Genomic DNA, 18,696 nt, shown 5'->3' with positions numbered 1-18,696 from the left:
GGCGAAATTGAGGCTCAGCCCCTTGCGGCCATCCGCGGAAACTCCACTCAAGGCCCGGCCCAACACCCGCTCCTCGCCGGTGAACACGTTGTGCACCACGCTCACGAACCGGCCCTCGCGCAGGTCGTTGAACGTGACCAGAGTATCGGGCGAGCTTCCCAGCCACTGCTGCATCGCGCCCTGCTGGAAATTCCAGGCCTGCGTCTTGGAAAGCGGCTTGAATTCACCGGTCGCCAGGTCTACCAGCCCCACGGTCGCGGTTTCGCCCTCGACCGGATTGCGGTTTTCGGCCAGGGCGGTTTCCAGGCACAGGACGCGCGTGCCCGAAGCATTGACCGAGCGAAGGTGGTAGTAGGCGCTGGCGAAATGCTGGGCAGGCCCCGCGGTCAGACGGCGCACGGCCACGGAATCGGGCAGACTGTCCGCGCGGCTGCGTCCGACCGGGCAGTTGCAGGCTAAGGAAAGAGTTATTGCGAGACAGAGACCCAGGGCCACGCCGCGCATCGCTCACCTCCCCCAGTGGCTGTAGAAATCTTTCAGAACGCCGAACGACTTCTTGTGCTTGCGGTCGATAGTGACCACGCCTTTCATGTTCTTGCCGTTCTGGCCCGGCACCTCGGCCCGCGAGGGGTCGTAGAAATCGCTGTAGAGCCAGGGGAAAATGCCGCTGAACTCGGGCACTGCGGCGATCATGTCGAGCTGGCTGCGCACGAGGGTGGCCTGGTAATTCTCGCTGAACAGCTCCCAGTCGCCGCGGGGGACATCCACCACGCCGTCGCCGCCGATCTCGCTCACCCAGAACGGCATCACCGGGAACTCGCGCACCCGGCGCTCCAGCTCCCGGCCCTGCTCCGCCATCACCGTGGCCAGCTCCGTGCTGTCCGTGGACCACTGCACCGGACGGCGTCCCAGAAAAGTGTACCAGCCGGGGTAGAGGTTGGTGCTGTAGATCTCCTCCCAGTTGGTGGGGTTGGCCGAGTTGCCGTTGTGCGCGTAGCTGGTCAGGCCGTCCGGAACCCAGCGGCGCAGTTCCTCGTGCAGCGCGCCGAAGAACAGCACCTCCTCGTGCTCGTCGAACCCGCACTCGTTGCCCAGGCTCCAGACCATCACCGCGGGATGGTTACGGTGGGCCAGGGCGATCTCGCGGATCAGGTTCCTGGCCAGGTCCTGGCGGCCGAGGTCGTAGTCATGGACCCAGTAGACCGCATTCTCCATCCAGACCAGGATCCCCACGCTGTCCAGGGCTGAAAGCATCCGGGCCTCCAGCGGGTAGTGGCAACGCACGGCGTTCACGCCCAGCTCGCGGAAATTGGCCAGGTCGGTGGCGAACATTTCCGGGTCGAGTGTGCGTCCGGTCCCTGGAAAATCCACATGGTAGCAGATCCCCCGCACCTTGAACGGTTGGCCGTTGAGCAGGAAATCGCGTCCCCGCACGCCGTAGGTGCGGATTCCGACCGTGGTCTCCACCCGGTCCTCCGGACGGCCCTCGATGGACAGGCTCGCCACCGCCTTGTAGAGGTAGGGGCTGTCCGGGCTCCAGGGGTGGGTGTCCTTGGGCTTCACCGTGAAAGTGCCGCGCAGCGTGCTGCCCTCTCCGGCCAGGCTCACGTTCTGGCGCAGGGCGCCGGCCGGGCGGCCCTCACGGTCCTTTAGCTCCAGGCTGAACACCGCCTGGGCGGTGCCGTCGCGCCCCAGGCCCTCCACGACCGCGCTGGCCTCCAGGACCGCCCCCTGCGGGCCCAGGCTCAGGGTGCGGACATAGGTTTGGGCCAGGTGTACCTTGGGGGTTATTTCCAGGCGCACGGGACGGTAGATGCCGCCGTAGTTGGCCCAGCCCACATCCGCCGGGACGCGCAGAAGGTGACGGCGGTTGTCGACCCGCACCGCGACAGAGTTTTCCCCTTTGACCAGCTCGCCATCCAGCGGCACCCGGAACTCGGTGTAGCCGCCCTCGTGGTCTGCCAGGGTTTTGCCGTTAAGGTAGACACGGCTCAGGTAGTTGACACCCTCGAACACCAGCTCGGCGTGCACAGCCGACGGGTCGCCGTCGAAATTGAACCTCCTAAAATACCAGGCCACGCCCTCGAAATACTTGAGGTCCTCGAACTGGCGCTCCCAGCAGGAGGGTACCTGAGTCGTGCGCCAGGCCGCGCGGTTGGTGCCGGGGGCCTCGAAAGCGTGACGGCCGCCCTCGCCCACATCCGACAGCCGGGGCAGCATTTTCCACTCGCCGTCCAGGCTCAGGCTCCGGCGGGCCGTGCTGTCCGCAGCGGACAGGGCCTGGAAAGAGCAGAGAAGAAGAAACAGTCCGATCCAGTGGATTCTCAATTCAGCCTCCCGTAATCATTCCGGATTTAATCGTAGAACGGCTCAACGGCACGAGCGGGCGCCGGGCCACAGTCCGCCTGACCGGCGCTCCCGCCAGGACCAGACCGCCGCCCTCCAGGCCGGTCACGGCCGGGCAATGCCGCATGGGATCGCCTCCTCAATCTCCCCTGCTCAATCCGTGGGCAATGTGCGGTACCAGGTGCGGTACATGATCGCCGCGGTAGCCAGGAACACGGTGACAAACAGGGCCAGCCAGTTCCAGCTGTGCAGCATCAGGAACACCACCATCAGGTTGAGGCAGAAAAGATTCAGCCCGCCGACCGCGCAGTTGAACATGTCCAGTCCGAACATTTTCTCGCGGCTGTGGGCCGGCCAGCGCTCGAGCACCCAGTTCTCCACGGTGCGCCAGCGGCCGAACGGATGCACGCTGCGGTAGAACTCGATCAGGGTCTCTTTTTCAGTGGCCGGGGTAAGCAGAGCCACCACCACCGCCACCACCAGCGACACACCTGTCATCAGGAAATAGAAGGCGTAGTCGGGCCAGACATAGCCGTAGGTCCCCTGGATCACTTTCTGGGCCGCCGCCACAAGGAACGCGGCCATGATCCCGAACGAGAAGCCCCAGCCGTTGAACCGCCACCAGTACCAGCGCAGCACCAGCGAGACCAGCATGCTGCCGCCCAGGATCTGCAGCACCCAGACCCCCAGCTCCAGGGCGCTGTGCATGCTGGTGCCCAGGAGCACCCCCACTATCACGAACAGGATCGAGCTGATGTAGGTAGTGATGATGAACTCGCGCCGTCCGGCCTCGGGCCGGAAATGACGGGTGTAGAGGTCACGGATGATGTAGGAGACGCCGTTGTTGATCGAGACGGAGAAAGTGGACATGAACGCGGCCAGGAACCCGACCAGCACGAAACCCTTGAACCCCATGGGGATGACCTCGTTGATGATCTGGGGCAGGATCATGTCGGTATCGTTGAAATTGATGTTGGTCGAGGCCAGGGCCAGGATCGTGATCCCAACCACCAGCATCCAGCGGGGGAAAGCCAGGGCGTTGAACAGGGCGCCCTGCTTGCAGGTGTCGCGGGCGCACTTGGTCGAGAGCATGAACTGCATGCCCTGGCCATAGCCCGGGCCGCTGAAAAAGGCCAGCAGGGTCTGGAAACACCACATCATGACCCAGGGCCAGAATGTCTCCCAGGCGCCGGCCGGGTAGCCGGCCATGGCCTTGTCCGCCATGTAGCCGATGTGCGCGGTGGGCCACCAGGTCTCCCAGCCGGCCGGGGTGTGGGCGGCGATAAAAGCGGCGTCCACCTTGGTGAAAGCCACGACTGTGATGTAGAGCGAGGTCAGAAGGAGGATGAAGGTCTGGATCAAGTCGGTGTAGGCCACGCTGAACAGCCCGCCCAGCATGGCGTACAGGGCGGTGAACGCGATCACGATGATGCCCAGGATCTGAGCGTTGGTTGTCGGGTCGGGGTGCAGGGCGGGCACGAACGCGCTGACAAACTTGCCCACCCCGACAAAGGCGTAGGCCACATATCCGATCAACAGGCCGATGGAGACAAAGGCGATGGTCAGACGGGGCAGCTCGCCGGCCCAGCCCTTGCCGAAACGGGTGCTCATCCACTCGGCCGCGGTGACCACGTTCGAGCGCCGTATCCAGCGTCCCAGGTGGCAGGCCATGGCGATCTCGGCCACCACCCAGATGTTGTACCAGAACGAGCGCACGCCCATGAAATAGAAAATGGAGACATTGACCATCGTGCCGGTGATGTCGATCGAGGACATGCTCGAACTCATGGCCGTGATCCACCAGGGGATCTTGTTTCCGCCCAGGAAATAGGAGCGCACATCGGTCGAGGCGACCCGGCAGTGCGCCAACCCGATCCCGAGCATGATCGCGAAATAAAGGCCGATGATGATGTAATCGAGGCTGCCCATTCTGTCTCCCTGTCTTAACTGCCGTTCGGTCACTTTACAGCGGGGAATGTCTGTGTGAGAGAATAAGCGGAGGAAACCGCCGGGGCGCGGGCCACCTGCGGACTGTGAAATAATTTAGGCCAAGCTGTCTGGCAGTCAAGGATTAAGGCGCGGGCAGGGCAGACGGATCAGAACTGGAAATAGATGAACTCGTTGTTGTTGAACTCACCGAATACGATTATAACGAGCAGGATTGTGTAGAGCATGGCATAGCGGGTCCAGACGCCGCCCCGGGGGGCGATGCGCTCGCCCAGGGGGCCACGGCGCTGCAGCAGGTGCACCACTTCGAGCAGCAGGATGGAAAGGGTGGCGATGATCAGGCCGCCGTTACTCAGTCCGAGCAGGAATTCGGTCTTGCCCGGCGTGGCGAGCATGCGCCGGAACTGATCCCAACCGCTGAACCGGCCAATCTTTTTAAGGATAGTCAGGGCCTGCTCCAGGTTCCGCGCCCGGAAAAATACCCAGGAGAAAAGGACCAGATGGAAAGTCGTCACCACGCGCAGAAAGCGCAGCAGCCCGGGCCGCTTGAGCAGTCCCAGGGCCGAGACAAGGGCGTAGCGGGCTTTCTCGGTCCAGAGCGAGAACAGCAGGTAGAACCCGTGCAGGGCGCCCCAGATGACAAAGGTCCAGTTGGCGCCGTGCCAGAGGCCGCTGACCAGGAAAGTGAAGAAAAGGTTGAAATACCAGCGTCCTCGGCTCACCCGGTTGCCACCCAGAGGGATATACAGGTAGTCCCGGAACCAGGTGGAAAGCGAGATGTGCCAGCGGCGCCAGAATTCACCGATCGACTTGGAAAAATAAGGACGGCGGAAATTTTCCATCAGCTCGAAACCCATTATCCGCGCGCTGCCGATGGCGATGTCGGAATACCCCGAGAAATCGCAATATATCTGGAAGGCGAAGAAATAGGTGGCGATAAGCAGGGCCACGCCGCCCTGCTGCTCCGGACTGCCGTAAACCCGGTTCACGAGTATAGCCAGTCGGTCGGCGATGACGACTTTCTTGAAAAAGCCCCAGAGCATCTGCTGCAGGCCGCTGAGAAAGCGCTGCCGGTCGAAGGAATTGACGCGGTAGAACTGGGGCAGAAGGTTGGTGGAGCGCTCTATCGGCCCGGCCACGAGTTGCGGGAAGAAGGAGACGTAAAGGGCGAAAGTCGGCAGGTGGCTTTCGGCCGGAGTCTTACCCCGGTACACATCGATCGTGTAGCTCATGGTCTGGAAAGTGTAGAAAGAGATGCCAACCGGCAGAAGAAGCTTGAAAACCGGAACGTCGTAGAACAGGTTATAGTGCTGGAATACGGCGCGTGCGCTTTCGTTGAAGAAATTGAAATACTTGAACGAGAAAAGCAGTCCGAGGTTGGAAAGCATGCTCAGCAGCAGGTATTTCCAGCGCTTGGCTGGATCCTCGGTGCGCGACATGGCCAGACCGGCATAGTAATCGATCAGCGTCGAGATGACGATTAGTATGATGTACTCGGCTTTCCAGCACATGTAGAAATAGTAGCTGGCAGCCAGCAGGAAATAGTTGCGCCAGCGTACAGGCAGGTTGAAATAGAACAGCAGGACCAGCGGGAAGAAAAAGACGAACTGAAGGGAGTTGAAAAGCACGTCGCCATCCACCTGGAATGAGTTGATTGGATCGGCCGTAAATTCGGGCTAATATAATGACGTCGCGGCAGGGGGTCAAGCGGCCCAACTCCGCTAAAATCCTTGCCTTCAAAGCGCAATAAGTTTTACTATATTCTCTTCCTGTACGGCTCTGGGCAAAACGGCCCTTTTCAAAGCGTGTCAGCGGGGAAGAATGCAGAGATACCTGCGGAAAATGGCTCTGGTTTCAGTCGCCCTGCTCGCCCTGCTGGTGGCGGCCGAAACCGCGGCGCGGGTCAAATACTTTCACCTGCACGATGAGGACCTGTTCTATCTGCTGACACCCTTTATCAAGGTGGCGCAGACACAGCGTCCGCAGCACGGACTGTTCATTCCGGAGAAAGAACTCCTCGCTCTGGGACTGGAGCCGAAGGAATCGAGTTGGGGCAGCGAGGGCCGTTTCGAGCGCCCCTGCCGCGACCGCACCGTGTTCTCACCTCTGAGAAACGACATCATCCCCTGCCGTTACAACGCATACTGCTGGCGCGGCCGTGAGGTCACGCTGGCCAAGCCGGATAGCGTGTTCCGCATTCTCACGGTCGGGGGCTCGACCGTGGAGAGCGAGGATATCGGCGATGACGACCTGTTCACCACCCGGCTCGAGGACCGTCTGAATGCCGACCCCGGCCCGGCCGGGCGTTTCCAGGTCCTCAACGCCGGGCATTCGGCCTACGATTCACGCCAGATCGACGAACTGCTGAACTACAAGGGTTTCCTGTTCCGGCCCGACCTGGTGCTCTATTACGAGGCGATCAACGAGCAGATCAACGCCCTGGAGTGGTTTACGATCAACAGGAAAATCAAGGCCCTGGGGGATACATTCATCGGGCCGCTGCACCGCGCGCTGTACATGAACTCGATGCTCTACACCTATGCGGTGGAAAAATATTTTTACCTGCAGCGGGAAAGCACGACCCGCTGGAATTTCGACGAGACTCAAACCCGGAGGGTGTTCAGTGACATCATCGAGGATTGCCGGGCGCATGGAGCGGAATTTGTCTATGTCACCCAGGTGATCGATTTCCCGCTGCGTGAGGGCGCTCTCGACCTGAACTGCGAGGCTGCCCTGCGCACCGCTCTCGATTCGCTGAACCGGGCCGCTGCGGCCGGCAGCCGGGATCAGGCGCTCTGGAACCGGATAAGCGCGATGAATCAGCGTTTGATTAACCTGATCCAGGTGGGTATCTGCCGGGAAAAGGGGGCGCCGGTGGTGGACGTGCTGGAGGTGTTCGACAGACAGCGGGGGGATGGGGTCAGATATTTCAAGGATCTGGTGCACAAGACCTGTTTCGGGGACAGCCTTCTGGCCGAAGGTATTTACAGCCGGTTGAAACCTCTTATCGACACCACCTCGGCGGCGAATGCGGCTGCCGTTCCACCCAGATAGAACACTCAGCCCCGTCCCCGCCGGCCCTTGGTGCAGCCCCCGGTGCGACGGGGCCGCACCGACTGGGAACTGAGGCTCCTCCGTCGCACCACCACCTTGATACAATTTTCCGAGCGGCTGTCCACCGAGACAATATCGTAACCCAGGCCGCTCAGGCTCTCCACCACATCCGCCCCGGCGGCGCCCGCCTCCAGTATCGCCTCCAGGCAGTCCCCGGCCGGCAGCGTGTCCAATGCCTGCTTGACCAGCGCAAAATTCATCGGGCAGGGGGTGCTGACCAGGTTCAGGCTGCGGCTGATCGTGACCATGGGTTAGGCTCCGGAGCACTCAAAGGATAGCCAGCAGTTCGATCTCGAAACACAGAGTTTTTCCGGCCAGGGGATGGTTCCCGTCCAGACGGACCATCTCGTCGTTCACCTCTGTCACCGTGACCAGCAGGATGTTGCCGTTGGCGTGGCTCACCTCCAGATGCTGTCCGACCTGCGGGTCGAGGTCCGGCGGGAGCTGGCAGCGGTCGACCAGGGTGGTCATATTCTCACGGTGCGGGCCGTAGGCCGCCTCGGGCGGTATCTCCACGTGGCGGCTCTGGCCGGGCTTCAGTCCGAGCACGGCTTGCTCGAACCCCTCGATCACCGCGCCCTGTCCCAGGGTGAACTCCAGCGGCTCATTGCGCTCGTGCGAGGTGTCGAACACTGTCCCGTCCGCCAGGCGGCCGGTGTAATGCACCTTGACTTTGTCGCCCTTGGCGGCTGGGTCCACGATGTATCCTCCTGCGCGGTCCGCGCGCGGTATGGGGCAAAAAGCCCGGCCTGCCTCCCGGACTTGTGTCTTCTCGGGAGACCGGCCGGGCCTGGTTTTATTACCCGGGCCGGGGAGCAACCCGGCCGTGCGGGGCTCACTTGGCTTTGGGCGCTTCCGTGGCTTCGGCCGCCGGCGCGACACCCTTGGCCAGACCAATCAGCTTGACCTGGAAATTCAGGTTCTGTCCGGCCAACTGGGGATTGGTGTCGAGCAGGACACTGTCCTCGGTCACCGCCAGGATCGGCACTTTCCCGTGCGGACCCATCAGGCTCATGCCCACTTCCGGCGTAACATCGGCCGGGAGCAGGTTGCGCGGGTAGTTGCGGATGAGGGAGGAATCGCGCGGGCCGTAGCCCTCCTCGGGCGAGACGACAAAAGCCTTTTCCTCGTTCAGCTTCATCCCGGCCATGGCTGCGTCGAAGCCCTTGATCATCTGCCCCATCCCCACCACGAACTTGAGCGGCCGGGCATCCATCGAGGAATCGATCATCTCGCCGCTGTCCAGGGTCAGCTTGTACTTGACCGAAACCGTATCACCGGCGGTCACCTTGCCGGCCGATGAACCGCCGCAGGCCGAAACGGCCAGCGCCAACGCCATCAGCAGCGCCAAAACGGATACGACAGCCAACTCACCGGCCCTGATACCTTTGGACATCTTTGTCTCCATCTTTGATTGTGATCTCCACGGACTGAATATCCGGGGAACAGACTTGAACTCAGCCGCCCTGCCCTGGGTCCCGGTTGGGAGCCTGGAAACGGCAGGGACGTGTAACCTCCGAATAAAAACAGACAAACCGGCCTCGCTCATCTTCGATGCAACAGCCTGGCATGACAGCGGCGCAACGGAGCCCGGGTCGACCACACCGCAGGCCTCCGGGCGGCAATCCCTCCTTTCCCGGGATTCCTGACCGGATCGGGCCGGATGCCTGTCCTGCAACCCGTTCCGCCGCAAGGCGCAAAACCGGGTCGCCTTGGTCCGTAAGACTGAAATCCTGCCCAACCGGGGTCAGTCCGTCGTGACAGGATCGGAATGCCGAACATATCTCCAACAAAAATAAAACATTATCGAATTCTGTCAAATAAATCTCCAGCGCCCGGGTTGCACAGCGGTTGCGCCGGAGTTCAGCCCGGGCGGGATTTACCCCTGATCCGGGGGCTTGGCCGGCCCGGTGGTCGAGGCGGGACCCAGGCGGTCAACCGTCACGTTGAAAGGCATATCCCGTCCACCCCGCTACGGCTATTTCGCGCTGTCGGCCTGAAGGTCGGTGCGCCGGGTCACCATGTCGCCGAACGCGGGCAGGAGGGCGTACTTGTCCTCCCAGGTGGTGTACATGATCCCCGCGCCCTGGGCTGTGGCGTCCAGGGACTTGAGCCAGCCCTTGACGTTCTCCAGGTCCTCGGCGTCATAGTAGGCCGCGGCCAGGGTGCGGTGCCCCAGGCCGGAGAAAAACCCCAGGCTCACGTCCCTTTTCTCGTCCCACCAGCAGGCCACGGTCAGTTCTTTCGGGATATGCTCCCAGGAACCGGTATAGAGGCCTTTCACGTGGTAGTACCACCGGCCCCAGGTGGTGTCGGCGTTGTGGTGCGGGTCGAGCATGTCCGACCAGATGAACACCTCGGCCCCGGGGCTGGCCTCGCGCAGTATTTCGTACTGTTTGGTTATGCAGTCGCCCAGGATCTCTCCCATGCTCAGGCCGCGCTCGGCGCAGGCGGCGCAGGTGCCGCCTGCGCGGATTTCATCCATGTCCAGGAAAAATTTGCTCGCGCCCAGGTGCTCCTGCAGCAGACGGGCCTGGATGCGCCAGATGTCGTAGACCTCCGGCTCGCTCATGCAGATCGTCACCTGGCGTTTCTGCTCCACCGAACGGAAACCGTGATACCAACTCACCCGCAGGCGCTCGCCCTCGGTGATCCGGCTGCCGGGCAGGAGCACGAGGTCCGGGCCCTCGTGCTCGAACGTGTAGTTGAGCAGGGAGTCCACCACCGGAGCAAAATCGCGGTCCTCCTCGTACAGCACTCCGCTGGCCTCCCCTCGCACGCTGAGCGGCGTGCCGGGGCGGCGCAGGATATTGGTCAGGCCAACCTCCTCGACCCGCAGGTCATCGACCCAGAAACGGCCTTTCACCCTGCCCCAGGGCACACCCAGCACCACGCGCACGGTGTCGCAGTCCCAGCTGTTGAAGGCCAGGACCACCTCGCGCCAGTCGTTGTCCGCGGGCAACGCGGGGTCGTAGTAGTTGAGCTTGCGCTCACCGCCGTAAACCTCGATCTGGAAACGCCGCGCCGGAGCGAGGCCCTCGGTGCGCAGCTTGAGTCGCACCCGGTAGACATGCTGCGGCCGCACGGCAATTTTCTGGCTCACCACCGCCTGGCCCTCTTTCCGGTCGAGGCTGTCGAAACGCAGGCTGGCCTTGCCGGACGCCTTTATCTCGCGGTCCGGGGCGATGGCCGCGCCGTTATCCACCCGGCAGTCGAAACCCGCGACCGAGTCACCGCGGAAGACCTCGAAGCCGCCGTTGACCACGGTCGGGGCCGGGTCGGGCACGTGTACGGCGCGCGTCCCGCGGACCACGAACAGGGCGTCCCGGACCGGCAGGCCCTCGCACAGGTTGGGATTGTGCGCCAGCACGGCCTCGCCATACCCGGCCGAGAAAATGACCGGGATGATCTCGATCTTGTTGCTCCGGCAGGCTTCCTTCACCTCATCCAGACGGCGGAAATAGTCGGGGCCGTTGAGGTCAAGACGGTCGAGGCCGGCGGTGAGGACCAGGCCGTTCAGGCCGTGCGCCGCGGCCACCTGGATCAGGCTGCGCAGCGAGTCGACATCGCTGTCGCGGCCCAGGCTGCGGCTGGCGAAGACCCAGCGGCAGGGATAGACCTTGCCGGCGCTCCGGGGCCCGCCGCAGGCGGTCAGCGCGGCCAGGGCCATGACGGTGAGAAGAAACAGTCCTTTTTTCATGCAGACTCCGGCTCGTGAGAACGATGGATTTGGATTGTTTACTCCGGCCTGATTCAGTTCCGGTTCGAGGCTCCGGAAAGACTTGCACTATCTGGATTCAGCACATTTTCCGGGAAATTTTCACGCAGCCAGGGACAGAGTTCCTCTGCGACAATCTGTCCGATCGCCCGGCCTCCGGCTTTCGAGTAATGGATGTAATCGTAATAATATTCCGAGCTTTTAGGCAGGCGATGGGCCAGGTCGATCAACAGAACGCCGTTTTGCCGCGCCACCTGCCGCGTGACATCGTTGTACATCTCGACCACCGCCCAGTCGGCCTTGCCGTTCTCGGTCGCGGCGAAAAAGCGCCGGTCCGGGACTAAAGTGCCAAGGTCCACTCCGGTCAGCGGATCGATTCCCTCACCATACAGGACCGGCTGTGTGATGAACACCGGTTTGATCCCGTTGGCCCGGCATATTTCGACAAGCCGTTCCAGACGGCGGCCGTAATTGACAAGATATTCCCCGCCCAGCCTGGTTTTGATCGCCTGTATGGCGGTGGAATCTATCTCCAGGTGGGCCAGGGATTTGAAATCGATAATCTTGTGGTCGATCCCCCGTCCCCGGGCTTTGTATTTAAGGTAGCCATTGTAGCAAAGTGCCATGAAATCGCTGTAGTTACACAGGGACAGAAGGAACTCTTTGACCGATTTTTTCTTGATCCCGACGACTTGGTTCAGGTCGAAATCGGACAGGTCATCCCGGCCGATATCGTTGTGGCCGACCAGGAAAACAGCGACTTTCGGCCGCAGCCGGACGATGTATCCCTGCATCAGCACGAGATGCCCGAAAGTGGAATGCCCGTCCAGACCGGCGTTGTTGATCCACAGCGGACCGATACCGCAGTGGCAGTCAAGCTCCTGTCCGGCGATGTCGGTCCAGGATTCACCCTCGGAGAGGAAAACGCACTCGGTGGTGCTTCCTCCCACGGTGATCAGGCTGAGAAAGCGGTCGAACTGCCGGGGCGGCTCCGGGCCGCGGAACCCCAGGCTGTTGCGCCGGACCGTGATCAGACTGTCGAGCTTGTCTGTCAGGCTGTTCCGGAACGAATAGGATTTGTTTGTCGGCAGGATGATCCTGTCGCCGCGGACCCTGAATTCAACCGGATTGAAAACCCGTAGGCTGATTTCGGCCAGGATCAGGACGAACGACAGCCCGGCCGCCATGAGCAGCAGTTTGCTGGTTACAGGCCTGTTCGCAAGCATTACGTTGCCCGGAGGAAATGACAGCCTCCCCGGCCCATTCTGCCGGGGAGAGTCGCAGACATATGAGAAAAAGAGCAGGCCCGCGCGCATGTCCCTGCGGCGGGCCTCTCCGGTCAGTACTCCCCAACTCAAGTCAGTCCTGGCTGCTTTCAGGCTACTTGAGGACATCCAGGATGTAGAGGAACATCTCGGCCGCCTGCCAGGAATGCGGGGCGCAGGTCTTGGTGTCCTTGTACTTGGAGGAGACCACCGCCATGCCGTCGTAGTCGGCTTTGGAGGCGTTGACCTCCCAGGTGAGCGGGCTGTCCTCATTGTTGAACAGCGCGCCGGCGGTGTCCCGGTAGTAATGCGCCTGCGCCCAGCCCAGGTAGGGGTAGTCGTGGTTGGGCTTGCTCTGGCCCTTGGCTCCGCCCTCGGGCAGGAAATCCCACCAGACCAGGTCGGCGTAAGGGTCATCCACCTGCGGAATCTCGTACTCGTCATTCATACCCAGGCTTTTCAGCCCGAATTTCATCCACTTGGTCTGGTAGATCGGCTTGGGCGATCCGTCCGTGGGGCCCTCGATGTGCTTGTCCACGGTGTAGCGGGCCGCGGCCTCGCGCACCTTTTTCACCACCCGGTGGGTCGAGTCGGACACCAGCGAGACCATGTAGAGCACCTGGCCCAGGTTGTCCGGCTCCTCGACGCCGTTGTTCTTGTCGAACGGCTCCTTGAGGCGCAGGATCCAGTCCTTGACCTGCATGATGTTGCCGGTTTTCTGCAGGGCCATGCAGGTCATGGCGGCATCCCGGTACCAGGCTTTCTTGTAGGCGAACAGGTTGGGGACCGGCTCGCCGGCCAGGATGTTCACCAGCATCTCCTGGTGCAGCACGCGCAGCACCAGGCCGAACTTGTGGTCATCGAAGGTGGGCAGCTCGATCGGCTCGCTGCTCAGCGCCTGGCGTGTCCCGCTCAGGACATCCTCCATCCAGATGCCCTCCTTGTCCTCGCGGATCATGGTTTCCAGACCGTCGGTATCCATGATCACCACGGCGTACTCACTGGGCACGATGATGTCGCGGTCGACCTCCCACTTGCGGATCACCTCGCCGGTGGCGGCGTTGCGCAGGGCGTGGTTCTCGTAATAGAACTTGGAACGCTGGCCCATGCCGAACGCGAAGAAGCGCTGGTTGTAGACATCCTTGACTTCCGGCAGCAGCTTTTTCAGGGCATCGCGCTGCTTGCGGTAGTCGCTCAGCTTGGCGGCCATGTCGCGGAAAACGGTGGGGCGGCTGGCGCCGAACGCCGCTCCGGCGTAAAGCAGGGACAGAACGGCGACAATCAGCGCCGGGACCACGCTCGAACGGATGTTTTTCATGCTTCCCTCCAGGTTAGATTAACCGTTGCCTCTATCGTATGTTCTTTTCTGTTTTCGGGGTTGGGCATTCAGCGGCCGGCGCCGGTCTCGGCCGCCGTTTTTTCCACCGCGCTCCAGACACGGAGCAGGTTGCCACCCCAGATTTTCTCCATCTGCTCGGGTGTGTAGCCGCGGCGGATAAGCTCCTCGGTTACGTTCACGTAGTCCGAGGCGCTGTCAAAGCCCTGGATGCCACCGCCGCCGTCGAAATCGGTGCCGATCCCCACGTGATCGATCCCGGCCAGTTGCACCACGTGGTCGATATGGTCCACATAGTCGGCCACGTTGGCGCGGCCGTAGCGGAGGGTGAGGCTGTCCACGGCCGCGGCGCCCGCGGCGCTCAGGCTGTCGTAGGCGGCGCGGTCATCGTGCAGGAGCCCGAACAGGCGCCGGCGAACATCCGGACCTCCCAGGCTGCGGTAGAGCGCCTCGGCATCCAGGCGCTGCGCCTGCGGGTATTTGAGATAGACTCCCAGGGCGTTAATCTGCAGCACCCCGCCATTGTCGCGCAGGGCCAGTATCTGCTCGTCGCTCAGGCTGCGCGCCAGGGAGCAGAGCGCCCGGCAGGTGCTGTGCGAGACCAGCACCGGGGCCCGGCTCAGCCGGAGCACATCGTAGAACGTGCTGTCCGAGACGTGGGACAGGTCGATCATCACCCCCAGACGGTTCATCCGGCGCACCAGGTCCTCACCCAGCGGGCTCAGCCCGTTCCAGCGCGGAGGGGCCTGCTGCGTGGAAAAGATCGTCTCCACGTTGGCGGCGAACCGCAGCACCTTTATCCCGGCGGCATCCAGCGTGTCGCCGTTCTCGGCTGCGCTGAGGCGCCAGGGGTTGTTGGCCGAGTCGCAGAACTGGTTGTGCCCCACGTGGGAAAGCGTGATGTATCTGACGCCCAGGTCGTAGAATTTCTTCAGGTTGTCCAGGTTTTCGCCCAGGGGGTAGGCGTTTTCCAGGCCGATCGCCACCACCCGCCGTCCCGAGGCGGCGATCTTGACCGTCTCGACCGGGCTGAGCGCCAGGCCGACCAGGTCGGGGTGCATGCGCTGAGTCAGGCGATGGATGGCCTCGATCTGCTCCAGGGCCGTGGCCTCGGCATTGGCGTAGCCGGCTGCGGTCAGCGGACCCTGGCCGGTGTAGCTGGCCAGGAACACGCACTTGAGCCCGCCCTCGGCCATCTTGACCAGGTCCACCTTCAGCTCCGGGCAGCGCTTGGCCGGGTCCAGCTTTTCCGTGGCGTAGCCGGCCGGAATGTCCACGTGGGTGTCGATGGTCAGGAAGCTCTGCATCAGCTCCGGGGCGCGGCAGGGGCATTCGGCCGCGGCGTTCGACACGGCGAGGCAAAGGCAGATAGCAATCAGCATGGCGGTCAGGCTGCGGCGGTTCATCTCGGGGCGCTCTCTCTGAGTGGTTCAGGCCTTACGGCAGGTTAAACGATAAAATACAACACTTTCACCAATCAGCCAAACCTTTTCCCGCCCCCGGCTCAGCGCGGGCCGGCCGGGCGGCCCAGCGGGAACGCCCCGACCGCGTCGCGCCCGCGCTCGAACGCCCCCATATCCGGGGCCGCACCCTGGAAGCCGTCGTTGATCCCGGGCAGAGGCGCGCCGCGGTCCAGGCAGGGGCTGTCGGGGCTCAAGCTGAAATCCCCGGCCGTCTGGTCGGTAAAGCGCGGGTCGGCCTGGAGGCCGTGCGGTTCCCAGCCGTATTCTTGCCTGACCTGCTCCAGGTGCGGCAGCTCCTTGCCGTCGATGAAGAACAGCCGCTTCTCCTTGGTCCCGGAGTAGCCGAGGCTCCAGTCGTCGTCCGAGCTGTACCAGCAGTCGTAATCCAGGCTGGCGGTAGGAAGCGGGGCGCGGCGCAGGCGCATGGCATAGGCGTTGGAGTAGAAGATGTTGTTCCGGTAGTATTGGGTCTGGAAGGGGTTGGATATCTCCATGCTGTTGTGCCGCCAGGCGCCGCCGTAGAACGTGTTGTGCAGGATGTAGCACCAGCCGGGCTCCTCGCCCATGTACTTGATGTCCTTGATCTTGCCGCCCGAGACCACGTTGTAGAGCACGTAGGTCGGGCCGACCTGGATCGGGGCCAGCGAGATGCCGGCGAACAGCTCGTAGCAGACATTGTTCCAGATGCGCACGTTGATGCAGGGGCCCTCCGGCTCCATGATATCGTCGCGCAACGATGAGATGTCGTTGTCGTAGATGTCCCAGTCGCAGTTGTACGACTCGTCGTCAAGCTTGTCCCAGTACGACAGCGAGAGGCCGTCGAACAGGTCGCGCATGCGGCAGAGGCGCACCACGTTGCCCCGCCCGCCGGTGGACATCACCCCGCCGCCTTCCTCCTCGTGGCCCTTGGTCATGGACCAGGGCCACTGCGGAAGGCAGGTGTCCCAGAGGTTGCAACGTTCGATCAGGTTGTCCGCGGCCGCGGCCCCGCTGAACAGCACCTGGCTCTGCATGCCGTGGATCGAGCAGTCGCGGACCACGCAGCGCGCGGAACGGTCCAGGTGCACGCCGCTGCCCGAGCCGGTCAGGCCGTAGTCGCGTATCTCGAAGCCTTCCAGAATCACCTGCGCGGCCCCCTGCAGATGGAAACCGCAGTCCAGGCGGGCGATCTGCACGGCCAGACGGTTGGGGTCCTCGCCGGAGGACAGGCGCAGGCTCAAGGCGCCGGAACTGTCCTGGAACCAGCCTCCCGGCTCACCGCAGATGAACTCGTCGAACTCGGCGCGGGTCAGGTAGTGGTAGAGGCGCTGGCCCTCCACTCCCACATAGCCCGGTTTCCAGTCGATAGCCGTACTGTACACGCCGGGGCTTTCCACCTGCCAGCGCCCCGCGCCCACGGGGCTATCGTAGCGCGGGTCGGCGCCGGAGAGGACCACCGCGCCCTCGGCCCGGAAATCAAGATACTGCGCTCCCTTGGCCGCGGCGGTCACGCTGACGCTCTCGCGGTAGAGGCCGGGCAGCACGTGCACGATATCGCCACCGGACGCCTTGCCGGCTGCGAAGTTGATTGTCTTGAAAGGCGCCTCTCGCGTGCCCTTGGCGGCGTCATCGCCCGCGGGCGACACATACCAGTGACGGCCCCCGCCGGTGGTGAACTCGAAAGAGCGGGTGACGGCCTTGCCCTCCACAGTCTGCGGCTGGGGGCTGTCCGGGTCGGCGACAGTCACTTTGACTTCATAGCTGCGGCCGGGGGTGAGGAAAAAAAGGCTGCCGGCGAAACGGTTGCCGCGGATACGGGCCAGGGGCAGGGCCTCGCGCCAGGCGGAGGCCCCCTGCTCACGGTAACTCAAGGCCGCCGTGGCGTTGGAATTGGCATCCCCGGTGTAACCAAGGCGCAGGCCCAGGCACTCGAAAGTGGGGTACAGCTCCAGCTTGCCGGCAGTGACAGCGTTGTCCGCATACAGGGCCGCGGCGCTCAGCAAGGGAAAAAGGACCAGACCGGTCAGCAACCGTCTCGCGTTCATCGCTCTCTCTCCAGTCATAACAGTGGACATTGATCCCGGGCTCCCAGCACCTCTATTTCAGCGGCCGCAGCCCAGCCTCGGCCATCAGGCGGGCGGTCTCGCGGTAGGCCTCGCGCACCCAGTCCACGATCCGCTCCGGCTGCGGGCAGAACTCCAGCTCGATACTCAGCACGCCCGGCATATCGAGCGCGGCCAGCTCGCGCATCCAGGGCTTGAAATCGATCACACCCTGGCCGGGGGGAAGGTCGCCGTGGACCTTGCCGTCGCAGTCGGAGAAATGCACGTGATGGGCCAGGCCCTTGAACTTGCGCAGCTCCTCCGGCTTCGCGCCCGAAAGCACCACGTGGCTGACATCGATGTTGGCGAACACGGCCGGGTGGGCCACCTCGCGGATGAACGCGGCCATCAGGTCCACGGTGTTCACTATCGACATGTGGAACGGCTCCAGCTCGATCACTATCTCAAGGCCCAGCTTTTTCGCGTACTCCCCGGCCTCGCGCACCGCCTCCACGGCCCAGCCCCACTGCGCCGCGGGCGGGATGACCTCTTTCTGCCAGATGTACTCACCCAGGACCAGAAGGAGGTTGCGGCCGCCGACCGCGGCTGTCAGGTCGAGGAAGGCCTTGACCCGGTCCAGGTGGAAGCGGCGCACCGGCCCGGCGAAATCGGCGATGCCCAGGGCGCAGCAGGTGAGAGAGACAATGGGCAGGCCGTTGGCCCGGCACTCGCGCACGATCATCTCTTTCTCGGCTGCGCAGACGCCCCAGGCCTCGGTCTGGATGTCCACCGTGTCGAAACCGATTTCGCGGATGTGCCGGATGCCGGTGGCGAAATCCACCCCGACCTGCGAGAACGCGCTGTTGATTATCCCGAGCTGCATTGTCAGGCCTCCTTCAGGTATTCGAGCGGGCTGACCGCGGCGTGGCGGCGCGCCGACTCGTAGGCCGCCTCGACCAGGGCCAGGGTGTGAAGGTTGTCCTCGCCCGAGACTGGAGGCTTCTCCCCGCGCTCCAGGGCGATCAGAAGGTCGGCCATGGGCCCGGCGAACGAGTCGGGGAACCAGACCTCCTCCCAGCGCGGGCTGTGCCAGGCGCCGTTGTCGGCCACCGTGGTCCAGTCCAGGGTGCTGGGAGCGTGGGCCGGGTAGCGCGGCCAGCCGATGGTGCCGCGGGCCATACCAAGTGTACCCTCCACGCGCCAGCGGATGTAGATGTCCCCGGCCGCGCCCTCGCGGCAGGGCCCGGTCCAGACATCATCCCAGGCCGCGGCGCGCAGGCCTGTCTTGTCGTATTCCAGGGTGTAGAGCGCGATCCCGTCCGTGTGGGCGAATTTCGTCCGCGGGTCGGGGCGCAGGCTGGCGAACACCCGGTCCGGGTCGCCGAACCAGTAGCGGAACGTGTCCAGGTGATGGATGCTCATGATACGCAGCGTGCACCAGCCCTGGCGCGCCTGCCAGGGCATCCAGTGCGGGATGGCCCGCATC

The 18,696-nt window shown here is 63.3% G+C and carries 15 protein-coding genes; 1 reads left to right on the top strand and 14 read right to left on the bottom strand.

Annotated elements, in window-relative coordinates:
• From LLH00_12490 to LLH00_12475, 4 genes are all read right to left on the bottom strand, one after another.
• Nucleotides 1-504 (bottom strand): hypothetical protein (locus LLH00_12490; protein MCE5272086.1); only part of this gene is annotated, 504 nt, incomplete at its 3' end.
• 3 nt (nt 505-507) lie between these two features.
• Nucleotides 508-2,328, bottom strand: a complete 1,821-nt coding sequence (locus LLH00_12485) for a beta galactosidase jelly roll domain-containing protein (GenBank protein ID MCE5272085.1) — start codon at nt 2,326-2,328, stop codon at nt 508-510.
• Nucleotides 2,329-2,499: 171 nt separating this feature from the next.
• A complete protein-coding gene (locus LLH00_12480) occupies nt 2,500-4,275 on the bottom strand; it encodes a hypothetical protein (GenBank protein MCE5272084.1) in 1,776 nt (591 codons plus the stop codon).
• 167 nt (nt 4,276-4,442) lie between these two features.
• Entirely contained in the window at nt 4,443-5,921 is a 1,479-nt protein-coding gene (locus LLH00_12475; protein MCE5272083.1) for an MBOAT family protein, read from the bottom strand.
• A gap of 193 nt (nt 5,922-6,114) precedes the next feature.
• Between LLH00_12475 and LLH00_12470 the strand changes: the two genes are divergently transcribed.
• Nucleotides 6,115-7,347, top strand: a complete 1,233-nt coding sequence (locus LLH00_12470) for a hypothetical protein (GenBank protein ID MCE5272082.1) — start codon at nt 6,115-6,117, stop codon at nt 7,345-7,347.
• A 5-nt stretch (nt 7,348-7,352) separates the two neighbouring features.
• Here LLH00_12470 and LLH00_12465 read toward each other — a convergent pair whose 3' ends face one another.
• The 10 genes from LLH00_12465 to LLH00_12420 form a co-directional block, all read right to left on the bottom strand.
• Entirely contained in the window at nt 7,353-7,655 is a 303-nt protein-coding gene (locus LLH00_12465; protein MCE5272081.1) for a sulfurtransferase TusA family protein, read from the bottom strand.
• A 19-nt stretch (nt 7,656-7,674) separates the two neighbouring features.
• The gene (locus tag LLH00_12460; protein ID MCE5272080.1) at nt 7,675-8,106 is read right to left on the bottom strand and encodes a peptidylprolyl isomerase; all 432 of its coding nucleotides are present in this window, start codon (nt 8,104-8,106) and stop codon (nt 7,675-7,677) included.
• Nucleotides 8,107-8,242: 136 nt separating this feature from the next.
• Complete coding sequence (locus tag LLH00_12455) at nt 8,243-8,803, bottom strand: FKBP-type peptidyl-prolyl cis-trans isomerase (protein ID MCE5272079.1); 561 nt, start codon at nt 8,801-8,803, stop codon at nt 8,243-8,245.
• Between the two features lie 582 nt (nt 8,804-9,385).
• Entirely contained in the window at nt 9,386-11,107 is a 1,722-nt protein-coding gene (locus LLH00_12450) for a hypothetical protein (protein MCE5272078.1), read from the bottom strand.
• A gap of 53 nt (nt 11,108-11,160) precedes the next feature.
• Nucleotides 11,161-12,351, bottom strand: coding sequence for a GDSL-type esterase/lipase family protein (locus tag LLH00_12445; GenBank protein ID MCE5272077.1), 1,191 nt, complete (start codon nt 12,349-12,351; stop codon nt 11,161-11,163).
• 154 nt (nt 12,352-12,505) lie between these two features.
• Nucleotides 12,506-13,708, bottom strand: a complete 1,203-nt coding sequence (locus LLH00_12440) for a hypothetical protein (GenBank protein ID MCE5272076.1) — start codon at nt 13,706-13,708, stop codon at nt 12,506-12,508.
• Between the two features lie 68 nt (nt 13,709-13,776).
• Entirely contained in the window at nt 13,777-15,132 is a 1,356-nt protein-coding gene (locus tag LLH00_12435; GenBank protein ID MCE5272075.1) for a dipeptidase, read from the bottom strand.
• A 98-nt stretch (nt 15,133-15,230) separates the two neighbouring features.
• A complete protein-coding gene (locus LLH00_12430) occupies nt 15,231-17,213 on the bottom strand; it encodes a right-handed parallel beta-helix repeat-containing protein (GenBank protein ID MCE5272074.1) in 1,983 nt (660 codons plus the stop codon).
• Nucleotides 17,214-17,265: 52 nt separating this feature from the next.
• The gene (locus LLH00_12425) at nt 17,266-18,093 is read right to left on the bottom strand and encodes a sugar phosphate isomerase/epimerase (protein MCE5272073.1); all 828 of its coding nucleotides are present in this window, start codon (nt 18,091-18,093) and stop codon (nt 17,266-17,268) included.
• Between the two features lie 2 nt (nt 18,094-18,095).
• The coding region (locus tag LLH00_12420) for a gfo/Idh/MocA family oxidoreductase (protein MCE5272072.1) at nt 18,096-18,696 on the bottom strand (601 nt) is incomplete at its 5' end.

This window comes from bacterium (assembly GCA_021372515.1).
Taxonomy (GTDB): domain Bacteria; phylum Gemmatimonadota; class Glassbacteria; order GWA2-58-10; family GWA2-58-10; genus JAJFUG01.
This window is presented reverse-complemented; position numbering and strand designations above follow the sequence as displayed.